Below are 23856 nucleotides of genomic sequence, written 5' to 3'. Positions count from 1 at the left end.
TCATATGCTATCCATGAAGTTACTCTTTTTATATATCAAAAAATGGAGGCTACTAAATTGTCTAAAAAATTGGACGTAAATAAAGCGTTGTATCATGCTTATAAAACTGGTCTACCCGTTAAAATAGGTTTAAAAAACGGTGATACTTTAGAAAATGTAATTGTTAAAAAATTTTCGGATACTTCATTTAAAGCTAAACAAAATGAACCTATTGAAGAAGGAATGAAAAAACTAAAAACTATTGTAGATTTTGATGCAGTTGACTATGTTGAATTAACTGTTAAGTCCTCTTAAATAGTAGAATTAATTTATCAAACATTTCCCCATTCAAATGACAACTAATTGTATTTCCAAAATAAAAATTTGAATATTGAGTTAATAATTTGTCAAAAGTTCCATACAAAGGAATAAGAAAAGCATTAAAACATGCTGAGAAAAAAGGTAAGTCAATAAATGTGTATTTAAATAGAGGAGAATCGGAGAAAAATTTGAAGGTATTATTAATGAAGTAAGTTCAACTTTTTTTTATATTCAACAACAACTTGAATCAAATGAATTAACTGACTTAGAATCGATCAACTTTTCCGAAGTGGAGTATATTAAATATAGTTAAAAATAGGAATACACCTACCCTTCTTTAAAACTATTAACATTCTCTAAAATATGAAAGGCGATTATCTCTTCATCAGAGACAAATCGTCTCTTTTTTTGTTTATTAACAAATAGTAGTAAAATCTCACCACTTAAATTTCACTAGCACGATCGTAAAAATAGTTCTAATTCCTTACAAAAAATAGGAATAATTTACTAAATCAGGAAAAATGTTCTGAATTTTAAAAATAGTTTGAAAACTAGTTTTTTAGGTGATATGCTATTTTTTGTAGTTGCTATACGTTAATTAAAGGAGGAGTTTTAGTGAACAAAAAGATTTTAGCAGTTGGGTTGTCACTCGGTTTAGCTTTTAGTTCATTTTCAGCCACATCTACATTTGCAGATTCAAAAAATGTTTTATCGAACTACAAGTACAATGAGTCAGTTGGATCTCCAGAATTCATTTCAGGGAAGCTGACGAAACCTTCTACAAAAAGTGCAGAAAGTATTGTGCATGATTTTGTAAATGCAAACAAGGACAAATACAAGTTAGGTTCAAAATCTTCTGAGGAATCATTTATTATTAAATCAAGCGAAAAAGACAAATTTGGATCTACGGCCCTCAGGCTTCAACAAGTATATGATGGTGTTCCTGTTTGGGGATCCACTCAAGCAGCAGTTGTAGCAGATGATGGTGTCTTAACTGTTTTCTCTGGTACGGTCTCACCTGAACTGGAAAAGAAAAAAGGACTTAAAGGTGATAAGAAAGTAAATGCCAATAAATCAATTAAAATTGCAGAAGAAGATCTCGGATTTACACCTGACTATGAACAAGAGCCAACCTCTGATCTTGTTGTTTATACAAGCGGTGATGAAGCAACATATGCTTATCATGTAAACTTAAACTTCTTATATCCAAATCCAGGAAACTATGATTATTTTATTGAAGCTTCAACAGGTAAAGTATTAAATAAATATAATACGATAGATAATATAGACGGTAAAGCTACGATAAATAGTACTACTAGTGGTGATACAATTAGTAATGCAAAAAGTAACGCAAAAGGTAATGCAAGCGGTACAAATACAACAGGAACTGGAGTTGGGGTATTAGGAGATACGAAGACATTAAATATGACACTTTCTGGATCTACTTATTATTTACAGGATAATACAAGAGGTTCAGGCATATTCACTTATGATGCAGCTAACCGTACTCGTCTTTCAGGTTCACTATGGACTAGTGTTGACAATTTACTGAATAGCACTTATGAGGCTCCTGCGGTTGATGCACAATATTATGCTGGCAAGACTTTCGATTATTATAAAAATGTTTTTGGTCGTAATTCTTATGATAATAAAGGTAGCGTATTAAAATCTAGCGTCCACTATGGAAGTCGTTACAATAACGCATTTTGGAATGGTACTCAAATGGTTTATGGTGATGGTGATGGCACTAATTTCATCGCATTTTCTGGTGGCGTTGACGTAGTAGCTCACGAGCTTACTCATGCAGTAACATCTAGTACTTCTAATTTAATTTATCAAAATGAATCTGGAGCTTTAAACGAAGCGATTTCTGATATTTTTGGTACACTTGTTGAGTTTTATAATAACGTCAACCCAGATTATGAGATCGGAGAAGATATCTATACTCCAAGTATTAAAGGTGATGCACTTCGTTCAATGAGTAATCCAACAAAATATGGTGACCCTGATAATTATGCAAATCGCTATACTGGCACATCTGACAATGGTGGAGTTCATACAAATAGTGGAATTATCAATAAAGCAGCCTACTTATTAGCACAAGGTGGAACTGCTTATGGTGTGACTGTTACAGGTATCGGCAATGATAAATTAGGTGCTATTTATTATCGTGCTAATACAGTGTACTTAACTTCATCAGCTACTTTCAGCCAAGCACGAGCAGCGTGCGTTCAAGCAGCAGCAGATCTTTATGGTGCAACTTCTGCAGAAGTCGATTCTGTAAAAAAATCATTTGATGCAGTAGGAGTAAAATAGTTTTTGTTAAGTGAATTCTAAAAGTTTACTGATATCATATTTTTTATTTTAGAAAATAAAGCCGATTTCTTTTGACAGAAATCGGCTTTTGTTATTAACCAAGACCTAAAAGTACATTAAAAACACTTTATCTAGTAACTAATAGTTCCTGTGATTGATATGCTGAATGGCATATTATATTTTCTGAGCAAATGATTAAGGAATCTCAACTGAACTAAAATGGACATAAATTAGAATTGGGTCCATAAAAATTCAATGATTATGATTGCTTTTGCAATGCTGAAACTAATGGGAAAACCTCATTTTGCAACAAATCAATTTCACCAAGGTTTAAGGCAACACCATTATTATCTAAGCTTTCAAATATCACAATTGTATTTACGGTACCTCCAGATGTAGGTCTTCCTAAAATAGTCGTAAACTGCATTTTGATAATTCTTGTACCTGATTTTTACATATCACGCTGTTAATACATATATTACAACCATTGCGAAAGATAAGTATTACTTTTCAAGAATACATCATAAGTTTAATTAGAAATAAAAGTGTATTGAAGGGAGTTATACCGTTATGCAGCGGTTAAAATTTATGATTATACATTTCCTAAAAGAGCCATTGTGGTTTAAAATACTAATTTCTGCAACATTACTTATTTCTATTATTTTTAGCAGTTCATTTTTTTCTAATAATGCTTATTTTCAAAGCTGTTCCAAATTAGCTGCGGCAATCTTTTTTTGTGCATATGCTATTAAATTTAGGAGAAATCTTGTAACTTCTGTCATCTTATTTACTTCAGCAGTTATATGTATTTTTCTATCCATCCTGGCAATAAATAAGTGATTAACGTGACGTTAGTTCAATAAGGCAATGTATAATAAACGCTCAGAGCTTTTATGCCCTGAGCAATTTTATTGCCAATTATTGTGTATCTTGTTATTTCGAAAGTTAATTTTATTATTTATCCACAAATTGCAATTTTGTACTTCAAAACCGAACAAGTTATTTTTTCATTAGCGAGTTTTTGTTTATCAATCAACCTTTATCTTTAACATAGCCTTATACAAAATAGAACTAAGAAGAAAACTTTAGTTAAGTAGGGTATAAAATACCAACCTAAATAGAAAACGATAATTCCTTCATATTAAAGAATTAGGGTTTTTTCGACTATTCATTTACTTTTATTTTGGTAGGTTAGTTTCTCTATTATTCCATCTCCAGTTTGAGGCGGTATTGATAACGTTGTCGTGCCATTATAATACACATTTACTTTATCACCTATTTTAAGCTCACTTTTAGAAGAATATGTATGAGTCACTAGCGAATCCTCATATTTTCCTATTTCTTTCTCCACCAGTAAGCTACCTGTACCATTCCAATTTTTTGAAACAATAAATCCTTTATACTTCGTGTTCATCGCTAAGTAATTATCTTTTTTTACCTTCTCTATATTAACCTTCCCAACTGTTTGAGCAGGCAAAGATCTTGTTGTTGGACCATAATACACATTTACTTTGTCACCTATTTTAAGCTGATCTTTAGAAGAATAAGAATGGACCACTAACGAATCCTCGTCTTTACCAATCTCTTTCACTACAGATAAGCTACCATTTTCTTTTGAAATGATATAACCTGTAAATTTTTCAGTAAGCTTCTCACTTGCTGATACTTGTTTTTGCTTCGAAATCCCATGAGGATTTGCTAAGGCGAAAGCTGATCTTGTAGTGAACAAAGTGAATATAAGAGCAGAGGGAACAATGATTTTTTTGACCATTTTTTTCTCCTTAAAAAATTATTTTAAACTTTCACTAACAGACTCATATATTATTCTCTAATTTTAACCTCTTATTTTGTAGACGTAGAAAACATTCAATGGGTTTCAATTACTTGGAAAAAATCATAAAAAAGACGAGTTGCTATTCCACTCGTCTCTTAAATAAATAATTATTGATCATCTACAATTATATAAGTTGTTCTTATTGGTCCATGTACACCAACTACAAGATTCATTTCGATATCAGCACTATTTGATGGGCCTGAAATGAAATTGAAACACGAAGGGAGTTTTTCTCCCTTTTCATTTTGTTCATGAATAGCCTTAACTGCTTGAGTTAATCTCGGTACAATGGTACTTTTTGGAACAATCGCGATATAAGATTCAGGCAGAAGACTTACAGGTCTCCCCTTTTTGCCTTCGTTGTATAATACGACCGTTCCTGATTCTGCAAGTGTAACGTCGCTAAATGTAATGCCGACATCAGCATTTTTAGCAAATTTAATGTATTCTTCTTTAAGATTTGGGTCCCATCTTTTACAATCATTTGTTTTTTCATTTAAAAATGGAATTAGCCCATATTGGTCAAACCGGTCATCATTGGCATAAATGATCGAGTTAGCATTCCAATCTTCTAAAATGGATTGTATTGCTTTCGTAAGATTTGCTGTTGTTGTATGTTTTACCTCAGTATGAATGTCTTTACATTGTTCTTCTAATTTTGCCACTAACTCATCTTGAGATAATCCTTTAAATACAGTCCATTGTGGTGAAACATGCCAATTTGGCTTATCTACATGTTCTGGACGTTCTCTACCTAGTTTTTTTGATATCTTAGTTAAAAATTCATTTTGATTTGTAGCCATTTATTTCTCCCCCTTTTGTCGTTTCTCATACCAATCTCGAAACGATTTTTTCGGAGCTGGAAAATCTCTTGCTTGTGTCCAAGCTTTTAATGGTCCTAACCCATGTTCAATTTGGTCATTTTTTGCAAAAGGTTTTAAAGCATATGGAGCCGTCTTTGTTGCAAATGAGAACAATCCTGGACTTTTCGCCGCTTTTTCAAAGCCTTTCATAGAGAGATCCCAAGCCTTTGGAGATCTTTTTTCTTCTACAATACGGTTACGATGTCTAATTAGTAATTCGTGTAATGGAATTCTTACTGGGCATGCTTCTGTACAAGCACCACATAGGCTTGATGCATAAGGTAAATCATGATATTCATCATATCCACCTAATAAAGGTGATAATACCGCTCCGATTGGACCTGGATAGATCGAACCGTAAGAATGTCCACCTATATGTCGATAAACCGGACAAACATTAATACACGCTGCACAACGAATACATTGTAAAACACTTTGGAATTCGCCACCTAAAATATCTGATCGCCCATTATCTACAACGACTAAATGGAATTCTTCAGGTCCATCTGTTCCACCAGGCTCTGTTAGTCCTGTTATGTAGCTTGTTAATTTCTGTCCAACTGCACTTCGGCAAAGAAGAGTTACTAAAATATCAAGCTCCTCCCAAGTTGGGACAATCCGTTCAATCCCCATAACAGTAATTAACGTTTTAGGAAGAGTTGTAACCATTCTAGCATTTCCTTCATTCGCTACAATTGAAACCGATCCAGATTCAGCTACTGCAAAGTTACATCCAGTAACTCCTACATCAGCCTGAAAAAAATCTTCCCTTAAATGCTTCCTCACAAATCGAGCTAATTCCTCAGGTTTTGAAGTACCGGTATAACCTAACTTTTCTTTAAATAGCTCACATATTCTCTCTTTATCTTTATGTAAAGATGGTACAACAATATGAGATGGACGATCATGATCACCGGTTTGTAGGATAAATTCCGCAAGGTCAGTTTCTAATACCTCGCAACCTACTTCTTCGATTGCCTCATTCAGGCTAATCTCCTCTGTTACCATCGATTTTGATTTCACTACTTTTTTAGCATTTTTGGTTTTAATAATATTTTTTACATACTCTCTTGCGTCTTCAGCAGTTTCTGCAAAATAAATATTCCCACCATTTTTTTGAACATTTTCACTTAACTGATTTAAATAATAATCAAGGTTATTAAGCGTATGCTGGCGAATTTCCTCTCCTAAAGAACGCCATTGTTCCCAATTCCCAAGACTTTCTGTCGCCTTTAACTTTTTCTCTCTAAGACCATCTTGAGCTTTCGAAACAGCCTTGCGCATGAACGGATCTTGAATCCCTTTTTCCGTACGTTCATGAAAAGGACCGTCTCCGATTTTCATTCCCATTATCAATTCCTCCTTACTTTCTACCCTCATTCAAAACTTGAGCAATATGTTTTACTTCAACTGGATAACCTTTACGATGTAATCTACCTTTAATATTCATTAAACAGCTGCAATCCATTCCAATTAAAATATCTGCTTCCGTCTCCATGATATGTTCCACTTTTTCATCAACCATTTGTTCCGAGATTTCTGGCATTTTCACTGAAAAAGTACCACCAAAGCCACAGCAATCATAATTGTGTGATAACGGAACTACTTCTAATCCTTTCACACATTTTAATAGTTTTTGTGGTGGCTCTTTAATCCCCATTATCCGGCTCATGTGACAAGATGTATGAACAGTTGCTTTTTTATGAAGTTCTGCACCTAAGTCTTCTTTTCCTAATACTTCTACAAGAAATTGAGTAAATTCATATGTCTTGCTCGCAAGACCCTCCGCCTTTTTCTTCCATTCAACCTCATCCTCAGCAAAAAGAGTCGGAAACTCGTGAACCATCAAGACGCATGATCCAGATGGAGCAACTATATAATCAGATTCAATGTTAGAGAACGTTTCAATCATATGCTTTGCAGCTGTTTTCGTTTCTTTTAGGTATCCACTGTTATAAGCTGGTTGACCACAGCATGTTTGATTCTTAGGAAAATCTACTTCACATCCTAAATCTTCAAGAATTTCAACAACATCTTTTCCTACTTCAGGGTAAAAAACATCTGCTAGACAAGTAATAAATAGTGATACTTTCATTTTTTGATACCTCCAAAATAATAAAGCCTTATAAATACTAAAAAAAATCAACCAAAAACTATTTAAATTAGATGTAAGTTAAATAAGCCTATGAATAATCATGAAATTCGAATATATATATATTACTTTAATCCTCTGAAAAAATTGTGTCTAATATATATATCTAATACAATTAATATGCAAAACATATTAATAAACTTTTTTTGAACTAATAATTTAGTATTCGATGCAAAAACAAGTCATATACGTTAACCAAGTTAATCTAGTGGGAGATTTATCAGAAAAGATAAGATAGTAAAGAGGAGAATATATGGAATTAAGACAGTTACATTATTTCTTAACAGTTGCCGAGGAATTACATTTTGGGAGAGCAGCTAAACGACTACAAATGACTCAGCCACCGTTAAGTCAGCAAATTCAGCAATTAGAAAATGAGTTAGGTGTTCTTTTATTTAAACGAACAAAGCGGCATGTTGAATTAACAAAAGCTGGTACCACCTTTTTAGAAGGTGTTACACGCACTTTGGAGCAATTAAATCAAACGATTGATTCATCGCAGCGTGCACAAAGAGGGGAAATCGGTAAATTAGAGGTGGGATTTGTTGGTTCGGCAACCTACGATATTCTTCCCCCACTTATTCGTGAGTATCAGAATCAATATCCGAATGTTGAACTGAAGTTACAAGAGTTATCAACTCCGAATCAAATCAATGAACTTGATCATCAAAAACTTGATATCGGATTTGTTCGTCCACCAATTCAAGGAGATGCCATAACATCTGAGATTATTCATGAAACGCCTTGTATACTAGCATTACCAAAACATCATCCACTAACGAAAGAAAAAGAGATTCAAGTTTCCATGCTTCAAAATCAACCATTTATTGTTGTTTCTAGAAACATTTGGCCAGAACTATATGATGATATTGTTGCATTATGTAGAAACGAAGGCTTTAGTTTGCAAATTAAACAAGAGGCGACAGAATACCAGACAGTGATTGGCCTAATTGCAGCAGGAATTGGAATTGCTATCGTTCCTGCATCTATGAAAAATTATTCTGTAAAAGATGTTGTTTATCGTGAGATTGCTAACGCTAATTTAACTGCTAAAATGGCAATTGCCTATCAAAAAGATCGCCTCACTTCAGAGGCTGGTAACTTCATTAAACTGATCAGGAAGTTGAAATAACTTACTTCTACTTAGTAAACAAAAGACTTAACCATTTAGTGAAAAAAGAAACAAAATCCTTTCCTAAAAATAGACTCTCGTAATTCGTGAGTCTATATTTTATTTCATTATTTCGTTTGACTTATGTTTAAGCTCGTTTTTTGGGGTTTGGTAAACTGTATAATTTACTTTGTACCTCTTTCCCAGCAATTCCATCTATTTTTAGATGGTACTTTTTTTGAAATGCGATAACAGCTTTTTGGGTCTTTGAATCATAATTTCCAGTAATGATACCTTCATAAAATCCGTGATCTTTTAAAGCGTTTTGCAAGTTTGTAACAGCTTTTCCTTTCGATCCAATCTTTAATAATGGAGTATTATTGTCTACATTTGAAGTTAACCATTTATTATAATCGGTCCATATCGAAACATTTTCATCTCCGAGTGACCAGCTTCCAGTTCCCTTGAGATCATATTTGTGAACTAAATCAATCTTGGATTTAATCGAAATTCCATCCTCATACCAAAAAACGTACGTTCCAGGCTCCAATGTGTTTCCATGAACAACTGGTAGTGGATCACCTTTTTTAATCGTAACTATTGCTTTATTCGATTTGGTTTTTGGATCGTACGAAACGACTCCTTTGTACTTCGATATAATTGATTCTGCTTGATTAACGCCAACACCATATCCTCCATAATCATCGCCATCTTTCCAATAACGTCCAAAAAATGGTATTCCTAAAACAATTTTTTCATTAGGAACACCTTGATTTAATGCATATTGAATAGATTTTTCTACCCAATCATAACTAGCTATAGGCCCAGCTGGACCTCCATTAGAATGCTCATCATATGCCATAATAAAAAGATAATTTGTATACTTTGAAAGCTCATTATAATCGTATGAACCGTGCCATCCATCAGTCCAACCGTTTGGATTAGCAGCCACAGCAACCGAAACTTCTTTCGAAAGTGGTAATTTTTGTCTTAATAATCGAACGAAATCTGTGTAATCCTGGCGGTCGTCAGCCGTTACATTTTCAATATTAACATTAATTCCATCAAGATTATTTTTCATAATAAAATCACTAATTTGTTCAGATAAAATTTCACGATTCTTAAGTGCTAAACGTCCAAGTTCACGATCCCAGTCATTATTAAGAAAAGGAACAACCTTTATTTTCCTTTTATGCATTTCATTAACTAATTTTGGATCAAATTCATTAGTTATTTGAAGGCTTCCATCACTATTAATACCAAAAAAGTAAGGTGAAGCTTCACTTAAGCCACCTTTTGTTTTATCGATTTCCGATAAATAAGTACTTGTATCACCATAAAATAAATAACTCATATTAAAATTTGTTGATTGAGCAGAGCTTTTCAACGGAAATGTGCTTATCACCAATCCGCTGGCGACAATACTAATCGTAGCCAATTTTAACTGAGGAATATTATGTTTTATGTATCCGATTGCAGATTCTTTTAAATTACCTTTTAGTTGTTTACCTTTTTCCCAAAATTCATTTGAATACTCTTCTAAAAATGGAGAGAGGTGTAAAATTATATGATACTGCTCACCTTCTACTTTTACTTCAAAACGTTGAAATATCTCCATAACAAACAATCTCACCTAACTCAGTAAATTTTTCATTGTACGTATCGAACTATTTTTTAACTTCATTTTCTGCAAATCTACTTGTTCTATACATAAAGAAAAGCAATAAGTTTGAAATCATCATAGAGAATGGTTTATCCAATGTGATTATCTACTCTACCATCTAAAGGTTACATTTTGTATACCGTAATAAGCATTGTAACCACTATTATCAATATTCCCACCATTTCTTGTTAATTCAATATACCTCTACCAATTGAAGGTCCGAAGTTATAGTTCTTAGATACTAGGTGAGCTAACATTTTAAAAGATACAGTGATTCAGTTCCTTTAAGTACAACACCAGTAGGTTCAGTTACAATTCCTGCTGGTTCTTCATAGTGAGCTGGCCATGTTCTTTGAAAAAAAGCATGTGTAGGTGTATAGAATTGTTGATATACGTAACTTGTAGTGGATGGATACACTTTATTAACTACTTTACCTTTTTACCTAAAGGTTTAGTTTTTGCTTCATTTTGGGACGGGAACATTAAACAACCTATTGCTAATATGATTAATAATTTACATACACTTTTCATTACTTTATCCTCTTCAAATTGAGACCTATTTGACACTAAAACAAATTATTTTTCATTCAATGATTAACTCTTATTTTTAGACATAAGTATATCCCCTTTAGTAGACTATCTATCCATTTTATCGGATAGATAGTCTACTATAAGGGGATATTTTCATACCTTGGTCTTTGTTTCTTTTAAACGTGCTAGCGTTTTAATGGACAACGTTGATTTTGTTCGTCACACTCGAAGTCACTTTAAATCCTTGCTTGTTCACCGCATCGGCATAAATGGTGTAAGCACCGTTCGGAATGTCTGCACCCGGCGCCCAGTCAAAGCGAACTTGGTCTTCTTTTGCTACGTCTTTCGTGTAGACGACATTTCCGTTCGCATCCTTAATATAGAAATGCCAATCGAGTTTATTGTCCGCGAACGCGATAATGTGAGCTGGTGATTTCTCGTTGACCGATTTATAGTTTTGAACGGTAAAGAATGGAATTAATGTGGATGGTTTCGTCAATGATGGATCTCCCCATACGGCAAATCCTTCGTTGTACGCACGGTCTTGTGCCATCACCGTTACGTTCTTTGGCAATTTATTCACGATTTGAGTCGTGACACCTGGTCTTAAGAAGTAGTTGACTCCATCTACCCACAATGCGCCTTCAAAGAATCCAACTCCGCCCTCGTTTTCGATCGCGTCAAAACTGATCTGGTATTTACCGTTTGGCAATTGCGTCACTTGAATATTTGACACTACCGGTGCAACGGAATCCAATTTCACCGGAATCGGGGTTTCCTGCAGTCGTGCCCCAGGAACATCAAGGGTTGACTGAAGGACGAACTTGTAATCTCCGTCCGGTAAGGTATTTCCAAAATCGTCTTCGCCTTTCCAGTAGTAGCTATCTAAGTCTATATTGTAATAGGTGTTGCCAGTGCTCATAATGTTTTTCGTAAACTTCCACGGCGTTCCGTCCGGCGTGAATTCGCTGAAGTCTCCGATGTGGCGGACGATTTTTCCGTCTTGATTTTTAATCACATACTCGAGCCTTGATAAGTTCCGTAGCACAGTGAAGCTTGGAATTACGCCTTCTGACGCGGATAACGGAGACGTTCCGATGGTGCTTGGGTTGAACTTTCCGGTTAACGGGTCCATTCCAAGCGGCGAATCGGAAATGTTATCCCAAAGTACGGTGTAGCCTAAGAACGCATTGTTTTCCCAAGGAGCCGGGTCGATGTTCTTCGGCTCATCCCAGTTGCCGTAGAAGCCCATGTACGGCATGCTTAATGGTACAACTTTGTCGCTCTTGTTGTTATCGGTCGGAATAAAGCGCACGAATCCTTCAACGAAGGTGTTTTTCTTTACAGTGTCTGGAAGTTTGATGTCAATGTTGACTTCTTTCTTTTTGCCGCGTTTAATCGTGATTGCTTCTCCGCCGTTCACGTGGACATCCGCTCCTGTAATTCGCGTCATTTTCGTCGTATTGTAGTCATTTTCACGAACGCCGAAGCCAAAAACGGAATCGTCATAAGTTTGGTGCTCCCTTTCATCGGTCAAGACGTCGACGACAACTTTGTACTCCATCGAATCCGGAACGTCTTTGCCGTCAAACGCATCCATTTCAAGCTTCATGTTAAAATGCGTGTCTCCTAACTCGTGCAAGGCAACGCTTCCTGCCTGCTCTAAGCTTGCGCGCTTGTTCATTACTACAACCGGCGTATTGATTGCGTTTTGAATTTGCATGAGTCCCGATCCCTGCTCACGCGGGGAGTAAGGCAACGTATTGTTTGTACGAGGATCCTGAATAATGCTGGATGTGTTCATCAACGCAAGCTTCGCCAAAAGCGCCGAATCTTCTGATTTTCCAAATCCTTTTGCTTTCATGGCTTGCATTAGTAACGCTGCGCCGCCCGCTACTTGTGGCGTCGCCATACTTGTTCCGCTCATTACCTGGTATTTATTGTTCGGTATCGTTGAATAAATCTGACCGCCAACACCGGTAATTTCTGGTTTAAAATCCAAAGTTTCTGGCGTTCCCCATGAAGAGAAGTAAGAAACCGTGTTTTTTATTGGGTTGTCAATCCACGTTCCATTTGATAACTTCACGCTGATTTTTTGACCTGCTTGAAGCTTAGCGATGAGGTTTTGACCGTCCGCTTTGCTGGTTGTCACAACCGGAATCGACGATGGATTGAAAGAGATCTGCGGATTGTCTTTCATTGTTGTAGGAGGCACGAAAATCGTTGCCACAGCGCCTTTTGCTTTCGCATAGTTTTGAACATACGACCAATTGCTGTAGGTATTTTTAGGCTGGCAGATCATGATTTTGCCGTTTAGGTCCAGATTTTTGATGTCTGTGTCTTTTCCTTCCACTCCATATACCACGTCATACTGTTTTGCAGGGTCCAGAATATCCCCTAACACAAATCCTGAATAGGTCTGGTCTTGGTAAGGAAGATCACTTCCATCTGACAAGTGAAGTGTATTCATTTCAATTGAGTTGTTCTCGTAACTTGCAACCGACAATGCGTACGGGCTTACCCCCGGTGAACCGACCGTTCCGACATCCGGATTGTCTGCATAGGGCTCAAGCGAGCTCTTTAATAGTCCGTTTTTTGAGCTATATGCGGCATTTCCACCTGCCACGACTACGAGAACGCCTTGTTCCGTTGCTTCACGGATCGCCTGTTGAACCGGATCTTCTGTCTCGCTCACCGGACCTGCATCAGTTCCCAAACTCATGTTGATAACATCAGCGCCCATTTGAACGGCGTGCTGGATGCCGGCGATTATATCGTCTTCCTGTGCTCCACCGCCAGCGTTAGAGAATACTTTTTCAGCTAAAATTTGCGCGCCCGGAGCGATTCCTTCTACGCCGCCTGTTGCTTCATTGCCGTTTGCTGAAATAATGCCGGATACGTGCATGCCGTGCGGGCTTCCAGCCGGGAATACATCATTGTCGTTATCCGCCCAGTCATATCCAGTTGGTACTTTGTCGTTGTACCAAACGTCGTTAACGTTTGTTGTATCGAGTTTGGATATTATATTGGTAGTAGTTAGCTTCTCCTGTGCTTTTCCTTTATCAGTTAAGGTCAAGTCTTTGTGCTTATAATCAACACCGGAATCAACCACCGCCACCAGCATACCTTCTCCCTGATACCCAAGCGACTGCCATACTTTTTGCGCTTGAACTAACCCTTTGCTCTCATCGGCTGCTTCGGTAAATGTGCGGGCGATGTGGATGGATTTGACACCATCGATTTTTTGAACATCTTTTAAATCTTTGAATTTGGTTTCCATCGAAAATCCGTTAAATCCAGTATGGAAACGGTGTCGGATTTTTCCAGAGTTTTTGGGCAATTTTGAAATGACATCGTCTTGGTTTTTAGTATCAGACGAGTCTAATTCTACGATTACACGCACGTTTTGATCCGGGGAGAAGCTGTTCGATTTGCGTATATTCCGGTAATCGAAAGGATCAATTGCTAAAGAATCGTCTGTAGCATCGGAGGCATCATGATTCAAATCCGCTTTGATGGTAGCCTTGCCCATGTTTAACACATCCTGTAGCGACAACTCTTCGCCAGCATCAGTCGGCGTATCGTCGGCGAATGCTATGGTGCTCGATAACAGCATCAAGGTTAGTGCAGCTGTCGTTAAGACTTTAAATGGAAGTTTCTTCATCTTTTTCAAACTTCTTCTCTCCTTCTTTATCATTTCTCTTTCACCTAAATTTTACAGAATCTTCAGAATGATTGTAAATGGGGGGAATTTTGATGATTTCTTGCTTCTTTATTAGGTATTTTTATTTAATATTCGTCACACTTCTTCGTTTCGATAGTGGAATATTCCTAAAAATCGTTCAATACAGTCATTCTTTTCCCTTCAGAATTCCCCCAAATTTCATTGTTTTTCAGGTGGAACCAAACCTTATTGCCTATGATTTTTTGAAAAATAATCAAAAAAATTAAAACAACCTTTTCAACAGTAGTTGAAAAGGCTTTATGTTTGATTACGTTGAAGACTATAAATTCTTACTGTAGATAATAAGCAAGCATTATAGAAAAGAGGCTGTTTTTTTCCATTTTTTTAATGCTCAACTTGGAATAAATCAATTACTAAATGTATCCGACATCCATTTATAAAATTTTTCCTTCTCTTCAAATTGTGGGTAATGAGCTGATTTCTCAAAAGTAATAAATTCTTTTTGATTATCCTCAATCATATTAAAATATTTTTTTGTTGCATTAGAGGAAGTCATATAGTCATACTTCCCCATTACAAAATAGCATGGTAAATTAAGTTTTGTTACTAGATTAGGCAATGGATTTTTTAATACTTCCTTTAACAAAGTCTGTTGAGAATAGGCTAACCCATAATTATAACGGATTACATCTAATAAGTTATACTCGCTACTGAATAACATACTGAGACTATCACCATCGGGATTATCAATAAGCCTTGAATCCCCACCATATTTTATTACATAATTTCGTGGGGTAAACATATCACCATTTTTGATTTTTTCAGTTAACCCTTGTAAATATGAAACATCCTCTTTATTGCCAGCCTTTTTAGCCTGATTAATAGAATAGTTTAAACTGTCAGTCTCAATTTCTACTGTATCACTCATCTGTCCAATACCAATATATGCTTTATATTTTTCAGGAGCTTTATAGGCAGCTTGCGTAGCAATATATGTACCATAAGAATGACCAATTAGTATTACCTCTTCTTTGCCAAGACGTTTTGATATATAATCCGTCATAGCCAGTAAGTCCTTCACTAATAAGTCTGATGAAAGATTAGAATAGTCCTCAAAAAAATGATATGATTTTCCACTAGCTCTTTGATCATAATTAACAACCGTAAACTTATTTTCTAATAAGTCTTGGTATTTATCGGCATATGGTATTTCCGGACATCCAGGACCTCCATGTACAAGAATAATAACTGGATTATTCCTATCTTTGCCGCGTATCATAATTTCGTGATTACTTCCATTTATCTTTACTTGTTCTAATACACTAATACTGTTTTTACCTTTTATATGTGGTGTCCATGTGGGAGAAAAAAGTCCTATTATTAGTGTTATAAGTAATATTGCGAAAACTACTCCGATAACCTTAAGTGATTTTTTTTTATTTTTCATATAGCACCTTTCTACTTAATGTATTTGTTTTTCTTACTTAAATATATCCTTAAGAAGTCATGTCGTTTAGTGACTTAAAGCTAAAAAATAGTCACTGTTATTTTTCAACTTGTACATTCCTATATTATTTTGATAAGCGTTCTCCAGAAGGAATTTGTTTATTGTATATAGAAGGTTTATTTAATTAATTACTTGGTTTTTAGATTAGGTTTATCATCAAAATTTAAAAAAAACCGATTTCCTATTTTGTTCGTTATTAAATATGAAGGAACAATGAATTTGACGAGGAGGGTTGTCTTTTTATGCAGAAAAAGAGTGATGCAGAATTGATGCAACTAATAAAAGAAAAACACCGCCCTGCATTGGAAGAAATATATGATCGTTATATTAAAATTGTATTCTCGTTTAGTTTAAAGGCTACGAAGGATACTGAAAAGGCCAAAGTAATCATCCAAGCTGTATTTCTGAGGATATGGACTACTGAGAATGTCTATAATTCGGAAAAGGGTCAGTTTGTAAATTGGCTACTCACTATTACTAGAAATATCATCATTGATCATCATCGGAAGGAAAAAAAGGAGCAAAGTATAGTTGCAATTGGACAGGAACAGTTGGAGCAACTACCAGAACACTCATCCAATAATCCTGCCGAAATCTTGTCAAAAAAGCTTTTTAGAGAACAGATCGAACAAGCCTATCAATATTTGTCTAACAATCAAATTGAGCTAATTCAGTGGCTATATTGGGAAGGTTATACACTTCGCGAAATAGCTGAAATGAAACAGGAACCAATAGGCACGATTAAAAGTCGACTGCATCAGACACTAAAAATATTAAGAAATCGGATGGAACCAGAGATAGGGGGAATGAAAAAATGACTACTAATCAAAGTTGTTCATTTTCCAATGAAATAGTCTCTTATATGCTCGGAGAAGCTACAGTAGAAGAAATGAAATTATTTGAAAAACATCTATTACATTGTTCATCTTGTTGTTTGGAATTGAAAGAGATGGAGGTGGCATGGAATATGATTCCGTTTAAATTGGATGATGTAGAAGTACCTTTTGATTTAAAGGAAGAAGTAATGAATTTTATTTTTCAAGCCGACAATTCTTCTAATCATAAAGATCCTTTAGAAAAAGCTATCGAGACAAAGTCTAAAACAAAGTGGTCTTTTCGTAAATTCCAATATGTTTTGGCAGCAGCTGTATTGCTATTATCTTTTGGAGGTGTCATTTGGAATAATCTTCAGCTTCGGAAAGAATTGAAGCAAGTAAAGGAAAATACATTGTCCCCAAGCGATATAGTTCAAGTTTATTCTTTAAAATCATCCGATCCAAAAGTAAATTCAGCAAAAGGAAATGCATGGGTTTACATGAACGGCAATCGGAAAGAAATTGTATTCAAGCTTAAAGGCCTTGCACTTACTAAAGGTTCTGAGGCTTATCAAGTATGGCTAATCCATGATGGACAGCGAAGAAGTGCTGGAACTTTTCATGTTGATAAAAATGGAAATGGATTCCTATCTTATCAATTCAATATTAATGAGCCAATGTTTGAAGCAATCGGAATTTCACTTGAGCCAAATGGAAATGGAACTCAGCCCCGTGGAAAAAAAGTGCTAGGCACATAAAGTGAAACTTCCATCAGTGGGCGTTTTCTTCATCCACACTGATGGTTAGTCCGACTAATCGGGCTTTTACGGGCAGTTAGCACCTACTTATCTTCTTCTCCTCTCTATCAATCTTGAGTAGGGTCTTACTGCTTAATGCGGGATAAATAGAAATGCCCATGATTCTAGAATAGAATCACGGGCATTTTTATAGTTTATTACCTCATTTATTTTTTGATGCTGTTTGTTGGCGATGTAATTAGCCAGCCAACTGGCGCACCCCCATTGCCGTGTGTTAATGTTCTACCTTCAATCTCAGCAGGTACGGAATTCTTCATGATACTCCCATCTGGCTTTACATTATAGTATATACTTCCTTCGTTAACATCTTTATCTTTAAAGCTAAATATTACCGGTTTGTTAAACTTTGCAATAATTTCATTTGTCTTTGAGTCTATTACTCTAAAGGCAAAGTTCATAATGACTGTTTCACCATCGGGAGCATTCGCTTGGAAGCGTTTATTATCCCCTTCTAACACTTGAAAAATAACGTCATTACTAAACGCTCCTTCTGGAATATCAATTTTAATCCCACCATGACTAATCTTAGCTGATTCTCCTGCTTCAATTTTCTTTTGAGCAATTACTTTAGGAAATCCGAATTGGGTGAAATCAGTCGCTGCAAATGCCACCGCTCCAAACAAAAGCATAGAAATTAAAGACATAACAGAAACAATTGTAAATCGAACTTTTCTCATTAATGTACATCTCCTTGTTTAATATTGGGTTTCATATAAGGTAACGAAGGAGATATAAAAAAGGTTCGAAGGAAAATAAAATTTTTTATATTTTTTTATTTTGATATTTAGGAATACAGACCAAAAAATGAAACTTACAGAAAAAAAGAAAAAACTCAAACCCTTATGCATCAAGAGATTGAGCTAAACTGTATGATCCCAACTGGACTTGAACCAGCGCCCTACCCTGTCAATTCATTGTTTATTTGTTTACTTGAGGATTGTATCACCCTTATTTTTTAATAACATCTATCTTGAAGTTGATTTTTTTGAAACGCTCTCTATCTCTAGATAGAGAGTTTTTTATTAATCCTTTGTGTCAGGAATAAGGGAATTGTTAGATCATTCAAGGTTTGGAACTACACTAGATCCTTACTCTCACACAAACTAAGAAATGCAAAAAATACCGCGGAACGTTTTGATGAAAGGTTCTGGAGATAATGGATATTAAAGAAAACATGGAATAAATAGAACTCTTGGAATCCTTGATACTATAAGGACGGAAGTGATTTTGTGAAATTTTTGTGCAATGCATAATGTACTGACAAAAAATGGAACTTAAAGAAAAAAAGCTCAAACCCTTATTTACAATGGTTTGAACCTTCTCAATTTTATGATCCCAACTGGACTTGAACCAGCGACCCTGTCAAATACAGCGTGCGAGGATTATTCAGTAATACTGAATCTTTATGGTCAATATAGTCCAATAAATCAATGGGCTGTTGGAATTTTATGTATTGTTACTCTCACGAGTTTGAGCACATTCCCATTTACATTCACTACCCTTAATCGCTATGCCTCTCTCCTGCTCATTTATTTTAGTAATCCTTTGGAATGTGTCACTTAGTCTATCTCCATCTTTATCTGTAAATCTAGGCATACAAGCTGTTTATTATATAGAGGAATTATGTTAATGTTCTTCTGGCGATACGTTCTAAAAGTTCGACGCTCCAAGGAAGAACTTCCTCTTGAATATCAAACTTTGGATGATGATGGGGTGCTGGAATGCCTGTCCCAATAATCATATAGGTTCCTTTTCCCCCGTTTTCCTGTACCCGGCGAATCATAAAGCTTGCATCCTCGCTTCCCGTTGAATTGGAATCCCCGAAATTTTTGCATGAGGAAAATCCCTCAATGTTTCTTGCTTCTTCTACAGCTAATGTCACAAGGTCAAGATCACAATCTATTGGAATGGCTGATCCAATCACTTGAATTTCATGTTGAAGTTCATGCATTTCAGCACTATGAGCGATAATCTTTTTAACACGTCTTTCCACTTCCTCATTAACTTCTTCTGATACAGATCGTGTTTCAACTAACATTTTTGCATGCTGAGGAATAATATTAGTGGCCGTTCCGCCTTCTAATACTCCTACATTGACACGGGTTGATCCCGAACTAAAGCGTGAGATCGCATGAATGTTCAGCAAGGCGGTGGCAGCTCCTAATAAAGCGTTCCGTCCTTTTTCCGGTGAAGCACCCGCGTGTGAGGAAATGCCATGAAAATGGACGGCTAACTTTGTACTTGCCAGAAATCCAGAGGCCCCTCCATGAAATTCTCCTAAAGGAACACCTGTACCAAGATGATGACAGAAAAGATAATCTACATCATCCAGCATTCCTTTTTGGACAATTGAATATGCCCCGCGTACTCCTTCTTCAGCAGGTTGAAAAATTAATTTTATCGTACCTGAAAAGTTTCGATCTGATAGCTTTTCAGCAAGCCCCAACCCAATTGCTGTATGCCCGTCATGTGCACAAGCATGCATATTACCTTCATATTTCGAACGGAAGCCTTTTGCTTGCGGAAAATGATCAGAATCAATACTTTCATGGATAGGCAAGGCATCCATGTCAAAACGAAATGCAACTGTAGGGCCTTGTTCTTTCCCCTTTAAAATTCCGATGACTGCAGTATATCCTCCCTTCATTTTTTCCAAAATATCAACATTGGCTCCATCTCTTAGGGCTCTCACAAATGCCTCATCAAGCACTTCTTCAGCCGGTAGCCCCCTGCGAGAGTCGCCATCTAAAGCATCTTTTCCATATATGACGTCATATCCTAGTGAAGTCAGGATTTCTACTACCTTGGAAGCAGTCCGAAATTCAGTAAAACCTACCTCGGGATACTGGTGAAAATCTCGTCTTAATGCAATAATATCCAACATCTCCAACTCCTTAACAATTACATTTTTTCAATCTACTGGGTAGCCATGTAAATGAATACTTTGCCTTAATCGATTCACCTCACCCCTTAAATAGTCTCTCTTCCATAACATTAACGTCTCCGTTTTTTATTCTTTATCAGTCTATTTAACGAACAAAAAGAGAACTATTCGTTAAAATTATTTTATAACTGAAAATAGTGTACTTCAACCCAGTTATCAGATTTTTTCAAAAATAAAAAACACCCGAAATTTGGGTGTTTTACAGTCTCTTTAAACTATAAATTTTACGGGAACTTCCACGAGGAGAGTGAAGACAGCTAATTAGTGAATAGAGTTAATCATTTATATCTTTATCAATGTAACCAATTAGTCACTAATAAAGTTTTCATAACTTGTAAAAGTAATCTTCAAAAAAATCCCCTTGATAATCAAGGGTTTCTCGTATGATTCTAACTGGACTTGAACAAGCGCCCCCTACCTGTCAAGGATTTGTCAAAAATATCCTTATTAATACTATTGTGTATATTGATAGATTTTGGTACAGAAAATTAAAACTTATTTTTATCTTTAATTACCTTATATTTCATTGTATTATTATAAATTTGTGATCATTTTTGTGACCATACTAAAACTAGCTTTAAGTATTTAACTTCTCCACTCATAAAAAAACACCTCCGAAGAGATGTATTTAATAAAACTTTGGAGAACTTGACCATTTTACAGGCATTATTCCATTTATAAAATTTGCTTTTAGATTCTTTGTATTTTCTTTATATGTTATAGGAAAAGATATATTTAATTTCACTGAGTTATTACTTAACGTAATAATAGCAACTCCTTTACCTCCTGAGAAACTATCATTAAATATAAATGTAGCTTTTCCTGATTCATCAAAAACAACATTACCTATACTTGATTTACTCAGCTGAAGATCACTCCCGTCTATATTATGATACTTTCTATTTACTATTTGAACATTAGCATGAGTTTTATCTTTAAAATCAAGAATAATATTGTTACCAGTCATGTCTGTTACTAGTGGTTCGTGCTCAGGATAAGTACTCCATTCCCCTTCATACTTCCTAAAATCTATATTTTTATAAGTTTTAAAATTTTCAATCAATTTACTCGGATCAGTTATTGGTTTGGAAGCACTATAATTTACACATTCAAAGTTTATATATGTACCACTAGCCATTGAAGTACCATCAGGTTTAAAAGTAGGAAATTGATATTCGCCACAATATCTAGTTTTAAAAACTAATTTCATAGTTCCTGCACCTGTTCCAAATGGATTGTTTATTTTAACAGGTACCATTATTCTATTTCCATCCTTAGTGTATACGTGAACTTCAACATATGAATCTCCGCTATCAAAATTTATATTAACTTTTAAATTTTTACTATTAACACTATTATTATCAGGAGTAAAATAGCCAGCTTTAATTGGATTTGGAAATTGTGTAAAAAATAATATAAAAGATAAAGATATTGATATCATTATTAGTAGTTTTTTCAATCTAATCACCCTTTCATGATTTAATATCGACAAAAGGTAATTTTTGTTAATAATAGCTCTTATTTAAAGAACACAAAATACACGGAAAATTTTAAGTATTAATTAGACTATTTGAACGAAATCAATTAGCATGTTCACACTCATTAATTAGGTAGATACACGCAATTTCTCAGCTGCTTTTGATATTGACATTTCATTTGCAACTGTTATTATATATTGCATTTTTTCAAAATTCATTATTTCACCTCAACTTCAGGAATTTTCAATATTTTTATTTCCCACTTGACTTTAGTTTAAAAAAAAAGAATACAATCTAAATTTGGTATTTTCCTCAACTGCAGTTAAATACACTCTTCCTTTGTTAAACTTCGACAAATTTCTATATTTCTAATTTCTTCCAAATCAATAGCATTTTAATCCTTATGTACACTGGATATCCAAACTTTTTATTTTATATATTACTGACATTATCTTTAAGTAAAACTTCAAAATAAACACTAATTTTCTGATTGTACTAAATTTAGTGAATATTGTATAATTTTAACTATTAAATGGAGAATCGTAATAAATAACTTCTTTATAAAGGGGAGATTAGTATGTATGAAGGAAAAATCATCAAGTATTATCGAGAAAAGTACAAACTAACTCAAGAACAGCTCGGCAAGGATATTTGCTCAGTTACACATATTAGTAAAATTGAACGTCTTCAAACAGTTTACTCAACTGAAACTATTACTTTATTGTCTGGACGTTTAGGAATAAATATTGAGCAAGAGGCCCAAAAGTTATTCAATATAAAACATCGTTTAACTCAGTGGTATGACGCGATTATTATGGAATTATATGAAGAGATAGATCGAATTAATGAGGAGCTCGAACAAGTAGAACTAATCGAAATTTCAGAATATAAATATATGTATCAATTGCTACGTGTAAGGTATTTACTATTTCATAAAAAGTTAACTGAAGCATATAAAATCATTAAACAAATTCAAAAAATCGAAACAAAATTATCTCCTTATGAAAAAAATCTTTTAAAGCATGTTTTAGGAATCTATTATATTGCGAAACAGGATTACCACGCTGCTATTCAAATATTAAAAGAAATTCAAATCGAAAATTATATTAATCCAGAATATTATTATCACCTTGCAGTTGCTTATCATACGATTCAATCACCTGTATTGGCATATTATTATGCTGAAAAATCCCATCAATTTTTTAAAACAACCAACAACTATTTGAGAGTAATTGATGCAGAAATGCTCATGATTATACAAGTTAAAGATGATACCAATGATGATGAAATTATTAATCGATATAAAAATTTAATCAAAAGCTGTGAATTATGTAGTGCTCCTGATCGAAAAGCTAAAGTTTTGCATAACTTAGGCTTCGAATATTATCGTAGGAAAAATTTTGTACAAGCAATTACACATTATAAAGAATCCATGGCTTTAAAAAAAACAGAGTCCCCATTTTATTTACTTTCATTAGAAGAATATATTCGTTGTGCTTTTGAGGGTAAATTAATTTCATCTGTAGAATTAATAGCAAATGCTGAAGAAGGTTTAACAATTTCAATACGAAATAATCAAATATTATATACTTATCTATTTAAACTACTTTTATATTTATTAAAATCAAAAGAAGAAGAATACTTTCAGTTCTTAATCAATAAAGGTTTACCAATGTTTAGTAAAATGGGAGTTAATTATTTGGTGGATAGTTCGATAAAGGAATTATTCTTATATTATTCTAAAATGAATTTTTCTGAAAAAGCATTAGAGATGGCGCACTTATTAATTAATGATTAATTTTACAATTTTAAAAACCCAAGATTATGAATTTCATATTC

General features: G+C 34.7%; 18 protein-coding genes. 6 read left to right on the top strand and 12 right to left on the bottom strand.

Annotation, left to right across the window (positions count from 1 at the left end; all coding sequences use genetic code 11):
• The first annotated feature begins 57 nt into the window (after nucleotides 1–57).
• Entirely contained in the window at nucleotides 58–294 is a 237-nt protein-coding gene (locus J5Y03_RS05505; RefSeq protein WP_209403382.1) for a hypothetical protein, read from the top strand.
• Between the two features lie 621 nt (nucleotides 295–915).
• On the top strand, nucleotides 916–2616 hold the full coding sequence (locus tag J5Y03_RS05500; protein ID WP_209403380.1) for a M4 family metallopeptidase: 1701 nt from the start codon (nucleotides 916–918) through the stop codon (nucleotides 2614–2616).
• 259 nt (nucleotides 2617–2875) lie between these two features.
• On the opposite strand, the gene J5Y03_RS05495 is transcribed toward J5Y03_RS05500, so the two are convergent.
• The 5 genes from J5Y03_RS05495 to J5Y03_RS05475 all read right to left on the bottom strand — a co-directional run bounded on the left by J5Y03_RS05495 (nucleotide 2876) and on the right by J5Y03_RS05475 (nucleotide 7408).
• Nucleotides 2876–3043, bottom strand: a complete 168-nt coding sequence (locus tag J5Y03_RS05495) for a hypothetical protein (RefSeq protein ID WP_209403378.1) — start codon at nucleotides 3041–3043, stop codon at nucleotides 2876–2878.
• Nucleotides 3044–3784: 741 nt separating this feature from the next.
• Nucleotides 3785–4387 carry a DUF3221 domain-containing protein gene (locus tag J5Y03_RS05490; RefSeq protein ID WP_209403376.1) on the bottom strand — a complete coding sequence of 201 codons (603 nt, stop codon included), beginning with the start codon at nucleotides 4385–4387 and terminating at the stop codon, nucleotides 3785–3787.
• A 170-nt stretch (nucleotides 4388–4557) separates the two neighbouring features.
• The gene (locus tag J5Y03_RS05485; RefSeq protein ID WP_209403374.1) at nucleotides 4558–5253 is read right to left on the bottom strand and encodes a LutC/YkgG family protein; all 696 of its coding nucleotides are present in this window, start codon (nucleotides 5251–5253) and stop codon (nucleotides 4558–4560) included.
• Complete coding sequence (locus tag J5Y03_RS05480) at nucleotides 5254–6663, bottom strand: LutB/LldF family L-lactate oxidation iron-sulfur protein (RefSeq protein ID WP_209403372.1); 1410 nt, start codon at nucleotides 6661–6663, stop codon at nucleotides 5254–5256. It abuts the gene before it with no gap.
• Between the two features lie 13 nt (nucleotides 6664–6676).
• Entirely contained in the window at nucleotides 6677–7408 is a 732-nt protein-coding gene (locus tag J5Y03_RS05475) for a (Fe-S)-binding protein (RefSeq protein WP_209403370.1), read from the bottom strand.
• Between the two features lie 310 nt (nucleotides 7409–7718).
• On the opposite strand from J5Y03_RS05475, the gene J5Y03_RS05470 reads away from it, so the two are divergent.
• Nucleotides 7719–8597 carry a LysR family transcriptional regulator gene (locus J5Y03_RS05470; protein ID WP_209403368.1) on the top strand — a complete coding sequence of 293 codons (879 nt, stop codon included), beginning with the start codon at nucleotides 7719–7721 and terminating at the stop codon, nucleotides 8595–8597.
• A gap of 127 nt (nucleotides 8598–8724) precedes the next feature.
• Here J5Y03_RS05470 and J5Y03_RS05465 read toward each other — a convergent pair whose 3' ends face one another.
• The 4 genes from J5Y03_RS05465 to J5Y03_RS05450 form a co-directional block, all read right to left on the bottom strand.
• Complete coding sequence (locus J5Y03_RS05465; protein ID WP_209403366.1) at nucleotides 8725–10194, bottom strand: glycosyl hydrolase family 18 protein; 1470 nt, start codon at nucleotides 10192–10194, stop codon at nucleotides 8725–8727.
• A 295-nt stretch (nucleotides 10195–10489) separates the two neighbouring features.
• Nucleotides 10490–10657: a hypothetical protein gene (locus J5Y03_RS05460; protein ID WP_209403364.1), complete on the bottom strand. Its 168-nt coding sequence runs from the start codon at nucleotides 10655–10657 to the stop codon at nucleotides 10490–10492.
• Nucleotides 10658–10963: 306 nt separating this feature from the next.
• The gene (locus tag J5Y03_RS19975) at nucleotides 10964–14434 is read right to left on the bottom strand and encodes a S8 family serine peptidase (protein ID WP_280849646.1); all 3471 of its coding nucleotides are present in this window, start codon (nucleotides 14432–14434) and stop codon (nucleotides 10964–10966) included.
• A 427-nt stretch (nucleotides 14435–14861) separates the two neighbouring features.
• Nucleotides 14862–15902 (bottom strand): alpha/beta hydrolase, encoded by a 1041-nt coding sequence (locus tag J5Y03_RS05450; RefSeq protein WP_209403362.1) that lies wholly within the window; start codon nucleotides 15900–15902, stop codon nucleotides 14862–14864.
• Between the two features lie 302 nt (nucleotides 15903–16204).
• Here J5Y03_RS05450 and J5Y03_RS05445 point away from each other — a divergent pair, with 302 nt between their 5' ends.
• Nucleotides 16205–16780, top strand: a complete 576-nt coding sequence (locus J5Y03_RS05445) for an RNA polymerase sigma factor (RefSeq protein ID WP_209403360.1) — start codon at nucleotides 16205–16207, stop codon at nucleotides 16778–16780.
• The gene (locus J5Y03_RS05440; RefSeq protein ID WP_209403358.1) at nucleotides 16777–17535 is read left to right on the top strand and encodes an anti-sigma factor; all 759 of its coding nucleotides are present in this window, start codon (nucleotides 16777–16779) and stop codon (nucleotides 17533–17535) included. The genes J5Y03_RS05445 and J5Y03_RS05440 overlap by 4 nt, the downstream gene beginning before the upstream one ends.
• Nucleotides 17536–17741: 206 nt before the next feature.
• On the opposite strand, the gene J5Y03_RS05435 is transcribed toward J5Y03_RS05440, so the two are convergent.
• The 3 genes from J5Y03_RS05435 to J5Y03_RS05425 form a co-directional block, all read right to left on the bottom strand.
• The gene (locus J5Y03_RS05435) at nucleotides 17742–18272 is read right to left on the bottom strand and encodes a hypothetical protein (RefSeq protein WP_209403357.1); all 531 of its coding nucleotides are present in this window, start codon (nucleotides 18270–18272) and stop codon (nucleotides 17742–17744) included.
• Between the two features lie 944 nt (nucleotides 18273–19216).
• The gene (locus J5Y03_RS05430) at nucleotides 19217–20479 is read right to left on the bottom strand and encodes an amidohydrolase (protein ID WP_209403354.1); all 1263 of its coding nucleotides are present in this window, start codon (nucleotides 20477–20479) and stop codon (nucleotides 19217–19219) included.
• A 688-nt stretch (nucleotides 20480–21167) separates the two neighbouring features.
• Nucleotides 21168–21998, bottom strand: a complete 831-nt coding sequence (locus J5Y03_RS05425; protein ID WP_209403352.1) for a hypothetical protein — start codon at nucleotides 21996–21998, stop codon at nucleotides 21168–21170.
• A 596-nt stretch (nucleotides 21999–22594) separates the two neighbouring features.
• On the opposite strand from J5Y03_RS05425, the gene J5Y03_RS05420 reads away from it, so the two are divergent.
• Nucleotides 22595–23815 (top strand): helix-turn-helix domain-containing protein, encoded by a 1221-nt coding sequence (locus tag J5Y03_RS05420; RefSeq protein ID WP_209403350.1) that lies wholly within the window; start codon nucleotides 22595–22597, stop codon nucleotides 23813–23815.
• Nucleotides 23816–23856: the final 41 nt, after the last annotated feature.

This window comes from Gottfriedia endophytica, assembly GCF_017814275.1.
Classification (GTDB): Bacteria; Bacillota; Bacilli; order Bacillales; family Bacillaceae_G; genus Gottfriedia; species Gottfriedia endophytica.
This window is presented reverse-complemented; position numbering and strand designations above follow the sequence as displayed.

Bases quoted from the DNA above. Each gene is read 5' to 3' on its own strand.
- J5Y03_RS05435 (WP_209403357.1), bottom strand. From the start codon at position 18,272: ATGAGAAAAGTTCGATTTACAATTGTTTCTGTTATGTCTTTAATTTCT.
- J5Y03_RS05430 (WP_209403354.1), bottom strand. From the start codon at position 20,479: ATGTTGGATATTATTGCATTAAGACGAGATTTTCACCAGTATCCCGAG.
- J5Y03_RS05445 (WP_209403360.1), top strand. From the start codon at position 16,205: ATGCAGAAAAAGAGTGATGCAGAATTGATGCAACTAATAAAAGAAAAA.
- J5Y03_RS05420 (WP_209403350.1), top strand. From the start codon at position 22,595: ATGTATGAAGGAAAAATCATCAAGTATTATCGAGAAAAGTACAAACTA.
- J5Y03_RS05480 (WP_209403372.1), bottom strand. From the start codon at position 6,663: ATGGGAATGAAAATCGGAGACGGTCCTTTTCATGAACGTACGGAAAAA.
- J5Y03_RS05495 (WP_209403378.1), bottom strand. From the start codon at position 3,043: ATGCAGTTTACGACTATTTTAGGAAGACCTACATCTGGAGGTACCGTA.
- J5Y03_RS05485 (WP_209403374.1), bottom strand. From the start codon at position 5,253: ATGGCTACAAATCAAAATGAATTTTTAACTAAGATATCAAAAAAACTA.
- J5Y03_RS05470 (WP_209403368.1), top strand. From the start codon at position 7,719: ATGGAATTAAGACAGTTACATTATTTCTTAACAGTTGCCGAGGAATTA.
- J5Y03_RS19975 (WP_280849646.1), bottom strand. From the start codon at position 14,434: ATGAAGAAACTTCCATTTAAAGTCTTAACGACAGCTGCACTAACCTTG.
- J5Y03_RS05440 (WP_209403358.1), top strand. From the start codon at position 16,777: ATGACTACTAATCAAAGTTGTTCATTTTCCAATGAAATAGTCTCTTAT.
- J5Y03_RS05450 (WP_209403362.1), bottom strand. From the start codon at position 15,902: ATGAAAAATAAAAAAAAATCACTTAAGGTTATCGGAGTAGTTTTCGCA.
- J5Y03_RS05475 (WP_209403370.1), bottom strand. From the start codon at position 7,408: ATGAAAGTATCACTATTTATTACTTGTCTAGCAGATGTTTTTTACCCT.
- J5Y03_RS05465 (WP_209403366.1), bottom strand. From the start codon at position 10,194: ATGGAGATATTTCAACGTTTTGAAGTAAAAGTAGAAGGTGAGCAGTAT.
- J5Y03_RS05490 (WP_209403376.1), bottom strand. From the start codon at position 4,387: ATGGTCAAAAAAATCATTGTTCCCTCTGCTCTTATATTCACTTTGTTC.